Raw genomic sequence first — 18,989 nt, 5'->3', positions numbered from 1 at the left:
GTCGAGTCCCTCAGGAGCGCGAGAGGTAGAGGAGCGGCCAGAGGAAGATCCAGAGGATGTCCACGAGGTGCCAGTAGAGCCCCCCGAGCTCCACCGGCAGGTGGTCCTCGGCGTCGTAGCGCGCCCGGAAGCAGCCCACGGCCACCACCCCGAGGAAGATCATCCCCGCGATCACGTGGAACGCGTGGAGCCCCGTGAGCAGGTAGTAGAGCGTGAAGAACCGGTTCGCCCCCATGGAGGGCAGCGCCCCGAAGTGATACGCGCTGCCCGGGAGAATGCCGTGGTGAATGTGGTCGGCGTACTCGTGCCCCTTCAGCCCCAGGAAGACCCCCCCCAGCACCAGGCTCAGGACCAGCAGCCATCCCGCGCGCTTCCCGGCTCCCGCACGGATCGCCCCCACCGCCAGCGCCACCGTGAAGCTGCTGGTGATCAGCACCAGGGTGTTGATCGTCCCCAGCCAGACCGCATTGTGCGCCGCGGCCTCCACGAACGCCTGCGGGTACATCGTCCGGTAGGCGCCATACAGCCCGAACAGCGCCCCGAACAGCAGCGTCTCGCTCCCGAGGAAGATCCACATCCCCAGGCGCGCGGCGTGGGTTTGCTTCTCCAGATCCTCGAAGTGCTCAGCCAGGCGAGACGCGCGCATGAGCCTCCTCCTCGGTCAGGTGGTAATCGTAGGGACCGCGCCCGATCCTGGGGGGCACCGCGAAGTTGTGCTTGGGGGGCAGGGTGGGCGTCATCCACTCGAAGCTGCGCGAGGTCCACGGGTTGCCATCCGCACGCCGCCCCCGCTTCAGCGCCACGAGCAGGTTTACCAGCGTCAGCAGGAGCGCGCCCCCCAGGAGGAAGGCACCCCCGCTCGACAGCGCATTGAGCCACTGGAACCGCTCCGGGTACGCATAGTACCGGCGCGGCATCCCCGCATTGCCCAGCAGGAACTGCGGGAAGAAGGTCAGAAAGAAGCCGCAGAACACCCCGGTCGCCCCGATCATCCCCACCCGCTCGGAGTAGAGGCACCCGAACATCTTGGGGAACCAGTAATGCGCCGCCGCCAGGAACCCGGTCAGCGTGGCCCCCACCATGATGAAATGGAAATGGGCGACCACGAAGTAGGTATCGTGCCAGTGCACATCGAGCGATTGCGTCGCCACGGCGACCCCGGTCATCCCCCCGAACACGAACAGGAACAGAAACGAGAGAAAGTACAGCATCGGAGTGCTGAACTGGATGGACCCCCGGTGCATGGTCGCCACCCACGTGAACACCTTGATCGCGGAGAAGATCGCCACGAACATCGAGAGAATGCCGAACACCCCGGCGTCGAAGGTGCTCATCCCCGCCACGAACATGTGGTGGCCCCAGGTGAAGAACCCGACGAACGCGATCCCCAGCGAGGAGATGAAGATCGCCTTGTAGGAGGCCGGCGGCTTGTGCGTGAAGGTGCAGACCACCTCGCTGATCACCCCCATCGCGGGCAGGATCATGATGTACACGGCCGGGTGCGAGTAGAACCAGAACAGGTGCTGGAAGAGCACCGGGTCCCCCCCGAGCCTCGGATCGAAAATGCCGAAGTGATAGACATGATCAATGCCCACCAGGGTGATCGACATCCCCAGCACCGGCGTGGCGAACAGGATGATCACGCTCGTCGCATAGATGGCCCACACGAACAGCGGCACCCGCGTCCAGCTCATCCCCCGTGCCCGCATCGTGTGGGTGGTCACGATGAAATTGAGCCCGGTCATGATCGATGAGACCCCCAGGATGAAGATCCCCGCCACCACCGGCACCACGGCCGTGGACGTCGAGGTGCTGTAGGGCGCGTAGAACGTCCAGCCCGTGTCCGTGCCCCCGAGGGCCGCGCCCCCCAGCGTCACCACGGACCCCAGCGCGAACACGTACAGGCTGAGCAGGTTCAGCCGCGGGAAGGCCAGGTCCTTGGCGCCTAGCATGAGCGGCAGCACGAAGTTGCCGAACACGTTGGGGATCGAGGGGATCATGAACATCCACACCATGATCACGCCGTGCAGCGTGAACATCCGGTTGTAGGTGTCCGCCTCGATCAGGGTCGGCTCCGGGGTGATCAGCTCGGCGCGCAGCACCATCGCGAACAGGCCACCGAGGATCAGGAACAGGACCACCAGCCCGTAGAACATCAGCCCGATGCGCTTGTGGTCCGTCGTCAGGAGCCACGAGCGCACCCCACCCTCGGCCCGCAGGTAGTCGACCTCGTGAGTCTCCTGCGGCCCTACCGCCTCCTGCGGCAGGTCCGCGTCTCCGGTGAGAGCATGGCTCATGGTGCTGCCACCTCCTCGTCGAAGCTCCGGATCCCCTCCTCCAGCGCCCCCTCCGCGGGCTCGACGCGGCGCAGCGAGCGGATCAGCTCCACGATCGCCGCCACGTCCGGCGGCGCGATGCGCCCCAGATACGACGGCATCACCGGCGAGAACCCCAGGTGAATCTCCCTCACCGGATCCATGATCGACGCCGTGATGAACGCCTCGTCCACCACCGCCTCACCCCCCGACTCCAGCGGCACCCGCCGACCGTACAGCCCCGCGAACGTCGGCCCGATGTGCCGCGTCCCGTCCAGCGTGTGGCAGCGCAGGCACCCTTGCTCCGCGGCCACCCGCTGCCCCCGCCAGGCCATGGTCTGCTCGGCCTGCGCCGCTTGCGCCTCGCGCGGCGCGTCGAGCTTCTCCACCCGCCCGGTCAGGTCGGTCTTCAGCGACGGCTCCCGCGGCACGATCTTCTCCCCGTCGGCCCGCCACCGCGCGTAGTCCTCCGGGCCCAGCGCCACCACCTGCCCCCGCATGTACGAGTGCTCCGTCCCGCAGTACTCTGTGCAGAGAATCTGGTACGTCCCCGGCTCCGTGGCCTGGAACCACACGGTCGTGTACCGCCCCGGCACCACGTCCTGCTTGATGCGAAAATCCGGCACGAAGAAGCTGTGCAGCACGTCCCGCGAGGTCATGGTCAGCCTCACCGGCCTCCCCGCAGGCACGTACAGATCCGTCACCGAAGCCGCCCCGTGCGGGTACGCGAACTTCCACATCCACTGCTTCCCCATCACGTACACATCGAGCGCATCCTCCGGCGGAACCGCGAGGCGCATGTACTGCCGGTAGCCGATCAGCCATAGCCACAGGAACAGCGCCCCCAGCAGCACCAGCACCACGATCTCCACCAGCAGCGCGGGCCGCGACGTCGCCCCGGGATTGGGCTTCCCCACCATCTCCGCCCGCCGCCGGTACTTGAACAGAAAGTACCCCCCCGCCAGCGCCACCGCGGTCGCCCCCACCATGGTGATGGTGATGACCAGGAAGTGCAGCCCATCGATCTCCGCGGCCACCGTCGAGCGCTGGGGCGGCAAGAACAGCAGCCTGCGCAGCAGCTCATTCATGGCCGGCCTCCTCGCGCTCCTGCCTCCGCTGCTTCCGGTCGCGGTGCCAGAGCGTCGCCAGCAGCGTCCCCACCGTGGCCAGGATCCCCACGCTCCCCAGCCTGAAGAAACCGCTGATCGCCGGCCCGTAGCGGCGCGTCGCCGGATCGTAGCGGTAGCAGGTCATGATCACCCGATCGACGATCCCGCCCACCTTTCCCTCGCTGGCCTCCAGCAGCGCCAGCCGCAGATCACGCGCCGGGTAATCGGCCCCGTACAGGTAACGCGAGATGCGCCCATCGGGCGTCAGCACGAAGACCGCGGCCGGGTGCGCGTATTGCTCCGTCGCTGGATCGAACGCGAACTGGAACCCCAGATCCGCCGCCAGCGCCCCGATCTCCGCCTCCTTCCCCACCACGAACGGCCACGCCTTTGGCGACACCGCCGCCCCCTCCCGCCCCCGCGACAGCTCCGCCAGCACCCCTGCCTGCTTCTTCGCCGCCGCCGCCGCCGTATCCCGCGGATCGAAGCTCACCGTCAGCACCTGGTACTCGTCCCCGGGCGTGAACGAGAGCCGCCCCAGCCCCTCCACCAGCCCCCGCAGCACCATGCTGCACAGCGCCGGACAGCGGTAATACGCCAGCACCAGCACCAGCGGCCGATCCCCCCCCAGGTAATCGCCGAGCCGTACCTCCCGCCCCGCCGCATCGGTGAACGCCAGATCCTTGCGCACCGCCTGACCCAGCCGCTCCTCGATGTCCGCCCCCCGCGCCACGGGCGGCAGCGCCACGGCCCCCCCCGGCGGAGGCGCTGCCGCAGGCCCACCCTGTCCCGCGAACGCCGCGCCTGCCCCGAGCCCCACGCCCGTCAACGCCAGCGCCACCGCCAGCCTCACCACCGCCAGCCTCACCACCGTCCCCCGCCTCATCGCTGGCTCTCCTCAACCACCAGATCCATCGCCACATCGATGGGTACCCCCACCCGACCCCCCTCCCGGTCCACCCACCGGAACGCCCCCATCTCCGCGCGCTTCTTCCGCTCCAGCGCCTGCCCTGGCCCTGTCTCCCCGAAAGGTTCCTGCTGGATCACCGGAAACGCCCGCCGCTCCTGCCGCGCTTCCGGCCACACCCGCGAAGGCCTCAGCGCATCCAGGCTCGACCCCAGCAGCAGCGCCGACGCCATCACCATCACCCCCGCGATCCCCACCATCGCGAACGCGAGGAGCAGCACCTGCCCCATCGGCACCTTGTCCGCCTCCTGGCGGAGACCCGGCTCTCGCTCCTCGTCGCTCATAGACTCTCGTACTGCAATGCCCGGGGCAGGGAAGGATCCCCCACGGGCATCGCCCGCTTCCCCCGCAGCCTTTGCGTGGTGAACGCCACGCACGCCCCCCCGAAGAAGAGCAGCGCCGCGACATCGAGCCAGTGGTACGGGAACCACGCCCTCGCGCGTGCCTCCGGGATCACCAGCCAGTGCATGTCCACGTAATGGGAGACCACGATCCACGCGGCCACCACCGCCAGGTATCCCGGCCGCCGCTTCAGCCGGTAGCTGAGCAGCATCACGAACGGCACCACGAACCTCGCCGCGCACAGCGCGACCGTCGTCGCCTTCCAGGGCCCCTCCCACCGCCGCAGGTAGAACGCCACCTCGTGCGGATGATCGGCGGACCAGATCAGCAGGAACTGAAAGAACGCCGCGTAGGCCCAGAACGCCGTGAACGCCAGCATCAGCCGTCCGAGCGCGGAGTAGTGTGACCCGTTCAGCCCTGGCAAGAGCCCCGCCCTCTGCGCCGCGCAGGTCAGCGCCGTGAGCAGCCCCAGCGCCCCCACGAACCCCCCTGCGAACACGTAGATCGGAAACATCGTCGAGACCCACGTCGGATCGAGCGACATCAGCCAGTCGAACGACGCGAAGACCAGCGACAGCCCCACCACCGGCAGCCCTACCGCGCTCAGACCATTCATCCTCCCGTCCACGTCCAGCTCCGGCGCCTCATCCCTCCGCAGCGACCACCGCCGCAGCAGGTGCCCCGCCACCCCCCACACCGCGAAGTACACCCCTGCCCGGATCACGAACCCTGTCGCGTTGAGGTACGGCCGCTTGTGCTCCAGCAGATGCCGCACATGTTCGTCGGCCGCTGCTTCCGGGTGGGTCCACGGATAGATTCGATCGAGCCCGAAGAGCAGCGGCACGAACAGCAGCGCCAGCAGCGGCAGCGCGCTGACGATGGTCTCCGTCAGCCGCCTCAGCGCCACCGGCCACCCCGCCCGCATCGCGTGGCAGATCATCAAAAAGACCAGACCCCCCGTGGCGATCGTCGCCGCCCAGGCAAAGGCCGCGAGGTACGCGAAGTGGAGCCGATCCGGGTTCACCAGCAGCCCTGCCAGGAGCCCCGCCGCCCCCAGCACCGACATCCCCAGCGAGGCGGCGAAGAGGCGGCGTCCGCCCTGAAAGCGAGGTGCATCGTGGATCATCGAAGCTCCGAGAGCGCGCGCTCCCGCACGGGTGCAGGCAGCGCATCGAGCGACACGCTGCGCGCCCGCTGCAGCGCCTGCACGTAAGCCACCACGGCCCACCGATCCGTGATGGAGAGATCGGCCGCATACGACCGCATCAACCCGTATCCCTGATCGATGACCTGGTAGACCCGCCCCGGCGCGTACCCCGCGATGGGCGCCTCCACCAGGCTCGGCGGCGGCCGCTGGGTCATCACCCTGGCCACCTCCGACACCCCATCCCCGGCCACCCCGTGGCAGAGCGCGCAGAAGATGTCGTAGCGCTGCTGCCCCCGCCGCAGCACCTCCCGGCTGAGCGTGATGGGTACCCGCGCCGCGTGGCCCCCCTCCTCGGTCAGCCCCTCGCTGAGCAGCGCGCTCTCCGTCACCCGATCACGCGGCACCGTCCCCTCGGGCGGGTGACGCATCACCTTCCCATCGGGAAACACGGCCGCCGGCTCCCAGGCGTCGTACCGGGGCTGGTAGATCATCCGCTCCAGATCGATCTCCAGACGCGCCGCCCCCCGCTCATCGCCCTCGCCTTCCAGCGCCGGATCATCCTGGAGCGCGCACCCCGCCACCCCGCCCGCGAGCGCAACTGCGCCGAGGAGCAGCCCGCGCCGCGCCCAGACCACCGCCCAGACCCCGCCCCGCCTCACGACGGCTCCTCCTTCGTCACGGCCCCGGGCACCTCCTCCGCGGCCTCGGTCGGCTTCTTTACCGCCTCGCTGGTCTCCGCCGCCTTTGCCGTCTCTCCTGTCCACGCCACCCGGCTCGCCCCCAGCGACGCCAGCAGCGCCTCCGTCGTCCCCCGCTTGAGGGCCGGGTCCCGCCCATCAATGCCCAGCCAGAACCGATCCTGGCTGGCCCCCGCGAATCCCTCCACCTCGAAGATCGGGTGGTGCAGCTCCGGCAGCTTGCACAGCGCAAAGAAGATCAGGACCCCCATCAGCGCCGTCGCCAGCACCATCATCTCGAAGCTGATCGGCACGAACGACGGCGCCGAGTGCGGCGGCCTCCCCCCCACGTCGAGCGGATAGTCCCACCCGTTCAGATACGCCTGCAGCCCGTAGCAGCCCCCCCCGCCCCCCAGCGCGAAGGGCAGCACCAGCCAGGGCAGCTTCGACCGCGGCAGCCGCAGCGCCTGCTCCAGCCCGTGCACGGGGTAGGGCGTGAACGCATCCAGCACCCGGTAGCCGCGCCGGTACAGCTCTTCCACCGCGGCGAGCAGCGCCTCTGGCGTCTCGAACTCGGCGAGCAGATCGGCCTTCATCCGTGCCCCTTCCGCAGCTCGTGGTTCAGCTCCTTCACCTCGGACACCGGGATGAACGGAAAGAGCCGCAGGAAGATCAAAAACAGCAGCGAGAAGAACCCCAGCGTGCCCGTGAAGAGCCCGATGTCCACCCACGACGGGCTGAAGTCCCCCCACTGCGCCGGCAGGAACTCACGCTGCAGCGACAGCACGATGATCACGTACCGCTCCGCCCACATCCCCACGTTCACCAGCACCGAGATGATCCACAGCGCGACCCCGCTCTCGCGCACCCTCCGCGACCAGAGGAGCTGCGGCACCAGGGCGTTGCACACCATCTGCACCCAGAACACCCCGGCCCCGGGCGCCGTCGGGCGCGCCACGAAGAACTGGTAGCTCTCCACCTCCGACCCGCTGTACCAGGCCGCGAAGAACTCGATGATGTACGACCCGATGACGATCCACGCCGTCACCAGGATCATCTTCGCCAGCGCCCCGATGTGCCGCTGCGTCACCACGTTCTCCAGCCCGAACATCCGCCGCACCGGCAAGAGCAGCGTCAGCACCATGGCGAACCCCGAGAAGATCGCCCCCGCCACGAAGAACGGCGGAAAGATGGTCGCGTGCCACCCGGGGGTCAGCCCCATCGCGAAATCGCTGCTGACGATGGAGTGCACCGAGATCACCAGCGGCGTCGCCAGCCCCGCCAGCAGCCCGTAGAGCACCCGGTAATGGGTGAGCTGCCGCGTCGACCCCCGCCACCCCAGCGCGAAGATCCCGTAGAGCACCCGCCGCGCCTTCCCTGGCGCCCGGTCCCGCAGCGACGCGAAGTCCGGGATCAGCCCCACGTACCAGAACAGCAGCGACACCGTGAAGTACGTCGCAATCGCCGCCGCATCCCAGGGCAGCGCGCTCCGGAACTGCGGCCACACGTCCAGCGTCGACGGGTAGGGCACCAGCCAGTACCCGAACCACGGCCGCCCGAGGTGCAGCAGCGGGTACATCGCCGCCTGGATCACCGCGAACAGCGTCATCCCCTCCGCGAACCGGTTGATGCTCGTCCGCCACTTCTGCTCCAGCAAGAGCAAGATCGCCGAGATGAACGTCCCCGCGTGACCGATCCCCACCCACCACACGAAGTTGATGATGTCGAACGCCCACGCCACCGGGATGTTGTTCCCGAACACCCCGATCCCTGTGCTCACCGTGATCGCCGCGCACAGAAAGAACAGCCCCGTCCCCGCCGACGCCGCCGCGAACGCCAGCAGCCAGAGCCGCGACCGCGGCCGCCACACCACCGACAGAAGCTGCTCTGACAGCTCCCGATCGCTGGGCTCACCGAGGATCAGCGGCTCGGCCACGGCTCACCCGATCTCCGGGTTGGGGTTGTGGATGCGCGCCAGGTACATCGTCCGCGGCCGCGTCCCCAGCTCGTGCAGCACCGCATAGCTCCGCGGCTCCTCCCGCCAGGTCACCACCTTCTCCCCGGTGTGGCTGAGCGACCCGAACTGGATGGCCCCCGTCGGGCAGGCCTGCTGACACGCCGTCACCACCTCCCCTGGCTGGATGTCCCGCCCCTCCACCCGCGCCTGGATCCCCGTCTTCCGGATCCGCTGCACGCAGTACGTGCACTTCTCCATCACCCCCCGCTCCCGCACCGTCACCTCCGGGTTGCGCTGCAGCCTCACCAGCTCGTCATTGAGCGGACCGCGCTCCGGATAATCGAAGAAGTTGAACCGCCGCACCTTGTACGGACAGTTGTTCGAGCAGAACCGCGTCCCGACGCAGCGGTTGTAGACCATCTCGTTCAGCCCATCCGGGCTGTGCACCGTGGCATTCGTCGGGCACACGTACTCGCACGGCGCCTTCTCGCAGTGCTGACAGAGCATCGGCTGGTGCACGACCTCCGGCGCCTCCACCGCTCCGCTGTAGTAGGTGTCGATGCGCAGCCAGTGCATCTCCCGGCTCTTCCGCACCTGCTCCTTCCCCACCACGTGCACGTTGTTCTCCGCCTGGCACGCCACCACGCAGGAACTGCACCCCGTGCAGATGCTGGTATCGATGGTCATCGCCCACTGCTCCCCCGCCCGCCGCGGCTCCGGCAGCAGCGTCGGCAGCCTCCCTTTCTGGGAAGCCGTGAACGCCGGCTCCTTCCGATACGCCTCCAGCGTCGCGCTCAGCGCGATGGGCCGCCCGTGCGTCGACCAGTGCTCCTGGGTGATCGCCAGCGCATGGCGCTCCCCCTCCACCCGCCTGATCACCATCCCCTCTGCCGCCGCCACCTCCCCCTGCCGGAGCGGGTACGCATCGAAGCCCACCCCCTCCGCGATCACCTCCGCCCCCCGCCGCCCGTACCCCAGGTGCACCGTCACCGCACCGTCCGCGTGCCCTGGCGACACCAGCACCGGCGCGCGCACGCTCCGCCCCCCGAGCGACAGCTCCACCACCTGCTCGTTCTCCACCCCCAGCCGCCGCGCCATGGCCGGGCTGATCAGGGCCGCATTGTCCCAGGTCAGCTTCGTCACCGGGTCCGGCAGCTCTTGCAACCACGCATTGTTCGCGAAGCGCCCATCGTGCACCCGCGCGCACGGCGTGAAGGCCACCTCGACCACCTCGTCCGTCACCGTCTCCACCGTGGCGTCTGCGCTGTCCCCTGACGCCGTCGGCGCCGCGCGCGCTGCGCGCACCGTCTCGAACCGCACCGCGAGCCTGGTGAGCGCCTCGACGAGCCCCACCTCGTCGAGTTCCGCCTCCACCCGCGGCAGCGCGCTCCCCGCCACCGTCCCCCGCCGCAGCACCTCTGCCCACCACCGCCCGAACCCCTCGCCCTGGTACCGCCGCCGGGCCGCATCCTCCAGCAGCCGGCGCGCCTCCGGGTACATCTCCCCTGCGAACACCGCCAGCAGCTCCCCCGCCGTCCGCCCCCCGAACAGCGGCTGCAGCAGCGGCTGCACCGTGGACAAGGTCCCATCCCAGGCCCGCGCATCCCCCCACGACTCCAGAGAATGGGCCATGGGCACGAACCACCGACAGTCGGCAGCGGTCTCGTTCTCGTGATGCCCCAGGTAAATCGACTCCCGCGCCGCCCGGATGGCCTCCGACAGCCCCAGCTCCGGCGGCCCTGCATAGGAAGGGTTCGCCTCGATCACCACCAGCGTCTCCACCCGCCCCGCGCGCAGATCACCCACCAGATCGGAGAGGCTCTGCTGCGCCGCCCGTGCCTGGATCAGCGGCGACTCCGTGGTCCACGCCGCCTTGCGGCTCCCGAGCAACGCATTGGCGAGGTGCGCGAGCGCGTGCACCTCCGGCCTCTGCCGGTCCCCCGCGATGACCAGCCCTTCCCCCGGCCCCGCAGCCAGATCCCGCGCGATGGCCTGCGCCAGCCCTCGTTCCGCCCCCTCCGCCGCCCGCAGCCGCATGAGCACCGCCCGCACCCCCTCCGGCACGCTCCCTGCCACGCCCCCTGCCAGGCTCCCTGCCACGCCCCCTGCCACCTCTTCCGCCGCGCCTGCCGCCCCCTCCGCCGCCCGCAGCACCCCCAGCTCCGCCACCACCGCCGCCGCGAAGCGCGCCACCTCTCCGGGGCGTCGCGCGAACCGGTGGTCCGCCATGCTCCCCGTGGGGCTCAGCGCCGTCTCCACCACGTAGAGCCGGTTCATCTCGCTCGCGGGGCTCGGCGTCCTTCGCCGCTCCGCGAACTGCCGCGCATACCGCAGCGAGAACGGCATCCCCGCCAGGAAGTCCGCATCGAGCGAGAGGATCGCCCGCGCCGCCGCCACATCACGCTGCGGCGAGAGCCTCCTCCCGAACGCCATCTCCGCCCCTTCCCACGGCGCATCGCTCAGCGCCGGCGCGTGGAACGTGAAACGCGCCTCCGGATGCCGCGCCACGATGCGACCCACCAGATCGCCCACCAGCGGAGAACTCTGCGGCAGCAGCAAGAACCTCAGCCCTGCCCCCCGATCGGCCCGCGCCCCCCCGAACCGCTTCACCACCGCCTCCCAGCTCGTGGGCTCCTTCCCCTCCCGCATCCCCCGCGCCCGGCTCGGATCGTAGAGCCCCAGCACCGAGGCCTGCTCCAGCACCCCGCTCGCCCCCAGGCTGGCCGGATGGTCGGGGTTCCCGTCCACCTTCGTGGGCCGTCCCGCAACGCTCTGCACCAGCACCCCCGTCGCGAACCCGTCGAGCTCCAGGCTCGTCGCGTAGAAGCGCGGCACCCCCGCCGTCACCTCCCGCGGCTCCTCGATGTAGGGCAGGATCCCCTCGACCCTGCTCACATTGCACCCCGGGATCCCTGCGAGCGCGAGCCCCGCCCCGAGAAGCTTCATCCACTCCCGCCGGCTCACCCCGGGCGGCGCGTCCGCACCTTCCGGAAACTCGCCGCCGTCCTCCGCAAGGCCTGCGTCCTCTCCTGGTCCACCTGGTCCACCTGGCGCACCTGGTCCACCTGGCGCACTTGGTCCACCTGGCGCACCTGGTGCTCGCCGCCATGTCTTGCGCTCGTCCTCGCCCATCTCCTCGTCCCTCAGCGGTGGCAGGTGGTGCAGTGCATGAGATGCTGGACGTTCAGCGCTTCCGCGACGCCTCGCCCCACCTCGTCCCCACCCCCTCCGGGCGACCAGGTCATGTCCGTGATGGCCGAGAGAGGCCGGAGGTGTGGCTCGGGCGCGCGGTGGCAATCGAGGCACCATTGCATCGTCAGCGGCGCCGATTGCCTCACCGAGGCCATCTGATCCACCCGCCCGTGGCAGGTGACACAGCCGACCCCCTTGTTCACGTGAATGGCGTGGTTGAAGTACACGAAATCCGGCACGTTGTGCACCCGTCGCCACCGGATCGGCCGCCCCGAGAAGTAGCTCTCCCGCACCGGCGCGAGCTGCGGACTATCGTTCCAGATCTGGCCATGGCACCCCATGCACTTGCCCACCGACGGCATCCCCGCCGTCGCGCTCTCCTCCACCGTGTTGTGGCAGTAGCGGCAATCCATGGCGTCGTCCTGGTAATGGTGCCGGTGGTCGAATTGCACGGGTTGCACCTGCGCCTCGCTCTCCCCCGAGCTCCAGTCCGACCTGATGTAGATCATGGGCGCCGCGACCGCCGACGCCCCACCGAGCAGCAGGGAGGCCAGGGCAACGCGGACCGCGGTGTTGCTCCAGGGTGGAAACAGGAACGCCATGCAGGAAGCCCGAGCGAGCAGGATGCATCAGGCGTCCTCGCTCGCTGCTCGATGTCCCTACGGGTCGATGCCCGTGAAGGGCAGATCGTTCCGGGGCATTCTGCCTCAAGGCGCGCATCTCCGGGCCGGCGCCGCGAAACCATCACTGAATGAATTCCGGTCTCTTCGCAGCAGGCAGCGCCCGACAGGAATCCTTGTACGTGCAACCTTCGAGGCTCCCTCGCGTGCCTGAGCGCGCATGTCCAAGCGCGCGTGCCTGAGCGCCGCCTCCTTGTCAGGATGGACGCCATGTCCCAGCGACGCTCCGCCGCTCAAGCCAGTGCTGGTGTGGCTCCACGGCGGCGGCGGCGCCAACGGCGCGGCCCACTTCTTCGGCGCCCGCCGGCTCGCCACCGACGAAGACCTCATCGTCGTCACCGTCAATTACCGCCTCGGCATCTTCGGCACCTTCTCCCATCCCGGCCTGGACGGCTCTGGCACCTTCGGCCTCCAGGACCAGCAGGCAGCGCTCCGCTGGGTCCAGCGCAACATCGCCGCATTCGGTGGCGACCCCGCCAACGTCACCCTCTTCGGCCAGTCGGCCGGCGCCCTCCACGTCACCGCCCAGCTCACCTCCCCTCCTGCCGGGGACCTCTTCCACCGCGCCGCCATCCAGAGCGGCCTCGCCTTCATCGATTACCCCGCGGGCACCTTCATGCCCGGCTCCCCCCCGATCCCCGCCATGCGTCTCACCCGACGAAGGCGACGCCCTCGGCGCCTCCGTGGCCGCTCAGCTCGGGTGCCCCGACCCGGCCACGGCGCTCGACTGCCTGCGCGCCCTGCCCGCCCAGGATCTGCTGCCCGTTTCCTCCATCTTCACCCGCTGGGTTTTCGGCAATGACATCCTGCCCGAGGACCCCCGGACCGCCCTCCTGGAGGGCCGCTTCACCCGCGTCCCTGTCATCTCCGGCGCCACCCAGGACGAAGCCCGCCTCTTCGTCGCCCTCTTCCACGACCTCGCTGGCATGCCCGTCACCGACGCCAGCTACCCCGACCTCCTCACCTCGCCGCTGGCGAAGACACCGTCCACCCCGAGCCCTACGCCAGCGTGCACCAGCTCGACTTCTGGATGAACCTCCCCTGAACCACCGCCACCAAGGCACCTCCCCGAAGGCGCCTCCCCGCGCCACCGCGCGATCCGCCCCCGACAGCGCTCTCCGGAATGTACCTCCCGTGCGCGGTTCCCCGTGCGCCGTGCCGTCCGCGCTGACGGTGCTGACACTTCTTCGCCGCTCTTCGCCGCCCGGAGTCCTGAAGTTGCAGCCAATCCTGGGTAGCCCCGTCCCTGGCATGCCATTCGCTCAGGCCGACCCTCGCTGTCACGGCACCGTGAAGAACGGTGCCACGGGGAGGGGCGGTTTCGAGCGCGCACGCCGCGTCCCTCGCCGCGATTCACGCCATCGCGCTCAGCGCAGAGAGACATCCATGAGCCAGGAAATCATTTCGACCCTCAATGACCTCGTCGAGACCCTCAAGGACGGCGAGAAGGGCTTCACCGTCGCCGCCGAGGACACCAAGGACGCCTCGCTGAAGTCGGTGTTCACCACGCTGGCCCAGGAGCGCGCGGCGAGCGCCAGGCAGCTCCAGAGCGTCGTCGCCTCCCTCGGCGGCGAGCCGGAGAAGTCCGGCAGCACCGCCGGCGCGGTCCACCGGGGATGGATCAACCTCAAGTCCGCCGTGACCGGCCGCGACGACACCGCCATCCTCAACGAGTGCGAGCGCGGCGAGGACTTCGCCAAGGCCGCGTTCAAGAAGGCCATGGAGAAGTCGCTGCCGGCCGAGATGCAGACCGTCATCCAGCAAGCCGCCCAGTCGGTCCAGAAGGGCCACGACCAGGTGAAGGCCCTGCGCGACCAGCACAAGGCCGCCAGCACCTGAGCAGGGTAGGGGCGTACGCGCCCTCTGTTCACCCAGTCACGCCCTCCGCTGTCACGTCACCACGGTGATGTCGACAATCCCAGCATCCACACCCAGCTACAGGCTCTGCCCACCGATTCCGGGGGGATGCGTGCCACCCTGTGAGGAACCTTGCCGTCGTGACGAGGTTCTGGAGCCTCCTGGAAGAGGCTCTGGCGCTTTGTGGAGGAGACTCGGTGGCCACGTGGAGGAGAGTCGGCGGCCACGTGGAGGAGGTCGCGGAGCCTCGTGCAAGACGTGGTGGAGCCTCGTGGAGGAGAGGCTGTGGAGCCTCGTGGAGGAGGCTGTGGAGCCTCGTGGACGAGGTGGTCGAGCCTGGTTGAACAACGCCGCGGCCGGTTGAACAACGCCCCGCCCGCCGGTTGAACAACCCAAGCTCGCCGGTTGAACAACCTGTCGTCCAGAAATTGAACAAGTCGCTCAGCCAGCGGTTGCACAACGCGACGACCCCTCGTTTTCGCGGGGATTCTTGCGATCCAGGGCGTGGCACGCGCCCTGCTTAAGGGTTGGTCACGGCGCGGCAAGGCCGGGAAGAGCGCTGCTGAAACCAGCGCGCCCCGGAGGAACGCCGCGGAGCCGTCTACGCCGACTCTCGCCACCGCCGCCACCAGCATCGAGGAGCGTGTCATGAGCAAGCTGTCCTTCCGCAATCTCCTGGGCCTCGTTTCTCTCTCCATCCTGGCCTCTGCCTGCACCATCTCGACCGAGGATGCCGAGGAGATGCCCTCTCCCGAGGTGGTCCGCGAGGACGCGAGCTACATGAAGATGCGCTTCGAGACGGCCGAGAAGCGGACCTCGCTCAAGCTCGATCTCGCCGACGACAAGCAGTTCCGCTTCATGGAGAACCGCATGCGCCGCGCGGGCATCACCGCGAAGACGGCCCCCGAGATCGTCGATCGGATCATGGTCGCCCGGGAGAAGGCCATCGCGATGAAGGCGGGCGTGAGCGGGTCGAGCCTGGAGGCGCGCGCCCTCGATGCGGCAGGCGCGGCGCCCGAGTCCTGCGACACCTTCGTCTTCGCCCAGGAGGTCGACGACCAGCACCTCAAGACCCAGGGCCGCGCGGGCTGCATCAACGGTCTCGAGTACGTCTACCAGGACAGCTACCAGTTCGACGCCAACCTCAACGTGCTGGCGTTCGACTACAAGGAGTCGACGGGCGTCGACGAGCCCGATGGCGTGGCGGACGTCGAGCTCGACACGGCGAACCCCCCGGTCGATCAGGGCGTGTACGCGGACAGCTTCGTGTTCGCCACCAAGAACGGCGTGGACGAGGCGTACTACCATATGAGCGCGCTGCTCGTGAACGCGGCCGCCGAGGCGCCGGTGCCGGTGAGCATCAACATGGGCGCGCCCTACGATCAGAACGTGGACAACGAGATCCGGCTCTGCCTGGAGCGCGAGACGGAGGACCCCGCCTGCGATTACAAGCACCGCCCCTGGGGCGCCTGCTCGGGCAACGCGATCTGCGACCGCAACGACAACCCGGCGTTCCCGATCTACCCGGCCGGCACGTACAACGACGACAAGCTCTACATGCCCATGAAGGGCAGCTCGACGCCGGCCGCCGCCAACTCGCTCAAGGTCGACAAGGCGAGCGCGTGGCTCACCCTGAGCTCCCCCGGCGACACCACGCCCGCCGGCGGCTTCTGCAAGGCGGACCTCACGGGCGCCCCCCAGATCCGGCTCCAGGCGTTCACCGCGGTGCGCAAGGGCCTGGTGATCGACGCCTTCGCCCCGGCGCTCGGCAACGCCAACTGGCCGGACCACTGCGTCGATCACCGCCAGTACGTAGACCTGCACGTCGAGGTGACCACGGTCGACTCGGTGACCGGGGTGCAGGGGCCGACGTTCGGGTTCTCGTCGCAGAAGAACGCGGACCACATCTCGATCTGGTGGGGCTGCATGCCGCCCGGTACGGACATCACCATGGCCGACGGCAACAAGCTCGACATCGAGAAGATCGTGCCCGGCCAGAAGGTCCTCGCCGACGAGAAGGGCCGGATGCTGACGGTGGTGGACGTGGTGCAGGGCAGCGAGCGGCACCCGCTGGTCCGCGTGGTCGACAGCTTCGGCAACGCGGTCAGCATGACCAACACCCACCCGGTGCCCACGGTCGACGCCCGGATCATCAAGGCGGAGGACCTGATGATCGGTGACCGCATTCAGACGGCCGATGGCGTCGCGGTGGTGGCCCACGTCGAGAAGGAAGACTACGAGGGCGCCGTCTACAACCTGGTCCTCGGCACGCCGGAGGAGCGGGCGGCGATGAGCGCGGAGGAGACCACGATGTACGCGAACGGCGTGCTCGTCGGCGACTCGCAGATGCAGACGCTCGTCAAGCTGCGCTCCGACGAGGCAGCCCTCGCCAAGCGCGCCGAGAGCGTCCCGCAGTGGGTCCGCGCCGGCCTCCCCGGCATCGAGAAGCGCCGCGAGGCGCGCGGGGCCCGCTGACCCCGAGGTGACGCACGCGGTGCCTCCTTCAGGCACCGCGGCACCGCGTGACAGCCCCGAATCTCCCCGAGCCGCCGGTGCGCCATGAGCCGGTGGCTCGGTTTTTTTTGTCAGCGCCCCCGCTCCAGGTCCCAGCGCGGCGGGCACCGCTCTCCCGCTCCCCTCGAAATCACGCATTTGCACGCCGGAATGGCTGACGGTCCGTCCCGGCCGGGGAAGATGGGGATCGCGACGGCCTCAGGGCGTGCGGGCCGTGGTAGGGTCCCGCCGAACGAGGCCCCTGCCGTGCCGCTCCTGGCCCGGGTGGCCTCGCGCGCCGCCGTCGAGAACGCGCCGGCGTGCCCCGAGGCGCCTCGCGGCGCCGCGCTTCTCTCCGAAGAACCATGGCGACCGAATCCAGTCCTCCCCCGTCCGCTTCCGCCTCCCGCTTCACCAACCTCGGCCTCCAGCCCATCCTGCTCACCACCCTCGCCGAGCTGGGCTACGAGGAGCCCACGCCCATCCAGCGCGAAGCGATCCCACCCCTGCTCACCGGCCGCGACCTGGTCGGCCAGGCCGCCACGGGCACCGGCAAGACCGCGGCGTTCGCGCTCCCCCTCCTGAACCGCCTGGAGATGGAGCCGGGCGGTCCGGTGAAGCCCACCGCCCTGATCCTCGTCCCCACCCGCGAGCTGGCCATGCAGGTCGCCCAGGCGGTGCACCGCTACGGCAGGCCCCTCGGCGTCCAGGTGCTGCCCATCTACGGCGGCCAGTCCTTCTCGCTCCAGCTCCGGGCGCTGCGCCGCGGCGTCCACGTCATCGTCGCCACTCCGGGCCGCGCCCTCGACCACGTCGGACGCGGCACCCTGGCCCTCGATGGCATGCGCACCGTGGTCCTCGACGAGGCCGACGAGATGCTCGACATGGGCTTCGCCGACGACCTCGAAGCCATCCTCTCGGCCACGCCCGCCGAGCGCCAGACGGTGCTCTTCTCGGCCACGCTCCCCCCGCGCATCGCCGCCATCGCCGGCAAGCACCTGCGCGACCCGGTGCACATCAAGATCGCCGTCGAAAAGACGGCCCCCGGCGAGCTGCCCCGAGTTCGCCAGACCGCCTACGTGGTGGGCCGCGCCCACAAGCCCGCGGCGCTGACCCGCGTCCTCGACATGGAGAGCCCGGCCTCCGCCCTGATCTTCTGCCGCACCCGGAACGAGGTGAACGAGCTGACCGAGGCCCTCCACGCCCGCGGCTACGACGCCCAGGCCCTCCACGGCGGCCTCTCCCAGGAGCAGCGCGACCGGGTGATGTCCCGCTTCCGCTCGGGCCAGGCCGAGCTGCTCGTGGCCACCGACGTCGCGGCCCGCGGCCTCGACATCGACCACCTCTCGCACGTGGTCAACTACGACGTCCCCCCTGCCGCCGAGGTGTACGTGCACCGCATCGGCCGCACCGGCCGCGCTGGCCGCGAGGGCGCCGCGGTGACCCTGGCCGAGCCGCGCGAGCACCGGCTGCTCCGCAACATCGAGCGCCTCACCGGCCAGCGCATCGAGATCGCCTCGCTGCCCACCGTCGCCGACCTGCGCGCCCGGCGCCTCGACGTGACCCGCGAGTCCATCCGCGAGGTCCTCACCGAGGGCGGCGCCGAGGCCTTCCGCAGCGTGGTCTCGGCCCTCGCCGAGGAGTTCGACATCATGGACGTCGCCGCCGCCGCGGCGAAGCTCGTCCACCAGGCCGCCTCCGGCGATCGCGACGAGGCCGAGGAGCAGGACATCCCCAACCCGCCGCCGCAGCAGGACCGTTACGGCGCCTGGGGAGGGCCCTCCCGCTTCCGCGGCAACGAGGGCCGGTTCCAGGGCCGCGCACCGGGGCGCTGGGAGCGTCCGGGCAACGAGGGTCGCGGCCCTGGAGGCTGGCAAGGCCGCCCCCAGGGCGAGGGCCGCGGGCCGAACCGCGGCCCTGGCGGCTGGCAGGGCGGACCTGGCGGCGAGGGTCGTGGCCCGTCGCGTGACCAGGGCGGCTGGCAAGGCGGACCTGGTGGAGGCGAAGGGCGCGGCCCGTCGCGTGACCAGGGCGGCTGGCAAGGCGGGCCTGGTGGAGGCGAAGGACGCGGCCCGTCGCGTGACCAGGGCGGCTGGCAAGCCCCTCCCGAGCGCGAAGGGCGCGGCCCGTCGCGTGACCAGGGCGGCTGGCAGGGCGGGCCTGGTGGAGGCGAAGGACGCGGCCCGTCGCGTGACCAGGGCGGCTGGCAAGCCCCTCCCGAGCGTGAGGGACGCCCGCCCCGGTGGCAGGACC

14 protein-coding genes and 1 pseudogene are annotated in these 18,989 nt (G+C 69.9%); 4 read left to right on the top strand and 11 right to left on the bottom strand.

The annotated features are described in order from the left end of the window. Window positions 1–10: 10 nt before the first annotated feature. The 11 genes from CAP_RS09140 to CAP_RS09090 form a co-directional block, all read right to left on the bottom strand. Window positions 11–646 carry a cytochrome c oxidase subunit 3 family protein gene (locus tag CAP_RS09140; RefSeq protein WP_044238675.1) on the bottom strand — a complete coding sequence of 212 codons (636 nt, stop codon included), beginning with the start codon at window positions 644–646 and terminating at the stop codon, window positions 11–13. Continuing rightward, on the bottom strand, window positions 624–2,297 hold the full coding sequence (locus CAP_RS09135; RefSeq protein WP_081864705.1) for a cytochrome c oxidase subunit I: 1,674 nt from the start codon (window positions 2,295–2,297) through the stop codon (window positions 624–626). The genes CAP_RS09140 and CAP_RS09135 overlap by 23 nt, the downstream gene beginning before the upstream one ends. Further along, a complete protein-coding gene (gene coxB, locus CAP_RS09130) occupies window positions 2,294–3,403 on the bottom strand; it encodes a cytochrome c oxidase subunit II (RefSeq protein ID WP_044238672.1) in 1,110 nt (369 codons plus the stop codon). The genes CAP_RS09135 and coxB overlap by 4 nt, the downstream gene beginning before the upstream one ends. Then, entirely contained in the window at window positions 3,396–4,310 is a 915-nt protein-coding gene (locus CAP_RS09125) for an SCO family protein (protein ID WP_052374579.1), read from the bottom strand. Before CAP_RS09125 ends, coxB begins: the two co-directional genes overlap by 8 nt. Then, on the bottom strand, window positions 4,307–4,675 hold the full coding sequence (locus tag CAP_RS09120) for a hypothetical protein (protein ID WP_044238671.1): 369 nt from the start codon (window positions 4,673–4,675) through the stop codon (window positions 4,307–4,309). The genes CAP_RS09125 and CAP_RS09120 overlap by 4 nt, the downstream gene beginning before the upstream one ends. Continuing rightward, window positions 4,672–5,859 (bottom strand): hypothetical protein, encoded by a 1,188-nt coding sequence (locus CAP_RS09115; RefSeq protein ID WP_044238668.1) that lies wholly within the window; start codon window positions 5,857–5,859, stop codon window positions 4,672–4,674. Before CAP_RS09115 ends, CAP_RS09120 begins: the two co-directional genes overlap by 4 nt. Continuing rightward, entirely contained in the window at window positions 5,856–6,539 is a 684-nt protein-coding gene (locus CAP_RS09110) for a c-type cytochrome (protein WP_052374575.1), read from the bottom strand. The genes CAP_RS09115 and CAP_RS09110 overlap by 4 nt, the downstream gene beginning before the upstream one ends. Then, window positions 6,536–7,153 carry a DUF3341 domain-containing protein gene (locus CAP_RS09105; protein WP_063748661.1) on the bottom strand — a complete coding sequence of 206 codons (618 nt, stop codon included), beginning with the start codon at window positions 7,151–7,153 and terminating at the stop codon, window positions 6,536–6,538. Before CAP_RS09105 ends, CAP_RS09110 begins: the two co-directional genes overlap by 4 nt. Continuing rightward, entirely contained in the window at window positions 7,150–8,493 is a 1,344-nt protein-coding gene (nrfD, locus tag CAP_RS09100) for an NrfD/PsrC family molybdoenzyme membrane anchor subunit (RefSeq protein WP_044238665.1), read from the bottom strand. Before nrfD ends, CAP_RS09105 begins: the two co-directional genes overlap by 4 nt. Window positions 8,494–8,496: 3 nt before the next feature. Next, complete coding sequence (locus tag CAP_RS54905) at window positions 8,497–11,460, bottom strand: 4Fe-4S dicluster domain-containing protein (RefSeq protein ID WP_269324149.1); 2,964 nt, start codon at window positions 11,458–11,460, stop codon at window positions 8,497–8,499. A gap of 197 nt (window positions 11,461–11,657) precedes the next feature. Beyond that, complete coding sequence (locus tag CAP_RS09090; RefSeq protein WP_044238659.1) at window positions 11,658–12,308, bottom strand: cytochrome c3 family protein; 651 nt, start codon at window positions 12,306–12,308, stop codon at window positions 11,658–11,660. Between the two features lie 238 nt (window positions 12,309–12,546). Here CAP_RS09090 and CAP_RS47770 point away from each other — a divergent pair, with 238 nt between their 5' ends. From CAP_RS47770 to CAP_RS44060, 4 genes and pseudogenes are all read left to right on the top strand, one after another. Then, window positions 12,547–13,188: a carboxylesterase family protein gene (locus CAP_RS47770; RefSeq protein ID WP_081864703.1), complete on the top strand. Its 642-nt coding sequence runs from the start codon at window positions 12,547–12,549 to the stop codon at window positions 13,186–13,188. 584 nt (window positions 13,189–13,772) lie between these two features. Then, complete coding sequence (locus CAP_RS09080; RefSeq protein ID WP_044238657.1) at window positions 13,773–14,225, top strand: PA2169 family four-helix-bundle protein; 453 nt, start codon at window positions 13,773–13,775, stop codon at window positions 14,223–14,225. 666 nt (window positions 14,226–14,891) lie between these two features. Beyond that, the gene (locus tag CAP_RS09075) at window positions 14,892–16,718 is read left to right on the top strand and encodes a Hint domain-containing protein (protein ID WP_044238653.1); all 1,827 of its coding nucleotides are present in this window, start codon (window positions 14,892–14,894) and stop codon (window positions 16,716–16,718) included. A gap of 369 nt (window positions 16,719–17,087) precedes the next feature. Continuing rightward, window positions 17,088–18,634: pseudogene (locus CAP_RS44060) on the top strand (DEAD/DEAH box helicase); the annotation flags it as partial. Window positions 18,635–18,989: the final 355 nt, after the last annotated feature.

The sequence above is a fragment of the Chondromyces apiculatus DSM 436 genome, assembly GCF_000601485.1.
Taxonomy (GTDB): Bacteria; Myxococcota_A; Polyangia; order Polyangiales; family Polyangiaceae; genus Chondromyces; species Chondromyces apiculatus.
The sequence above is the reverse complement of the archived record's forward strand: the minus strand, read 5'-3'. Positions and strand labels throughout refer to the sequence as shown.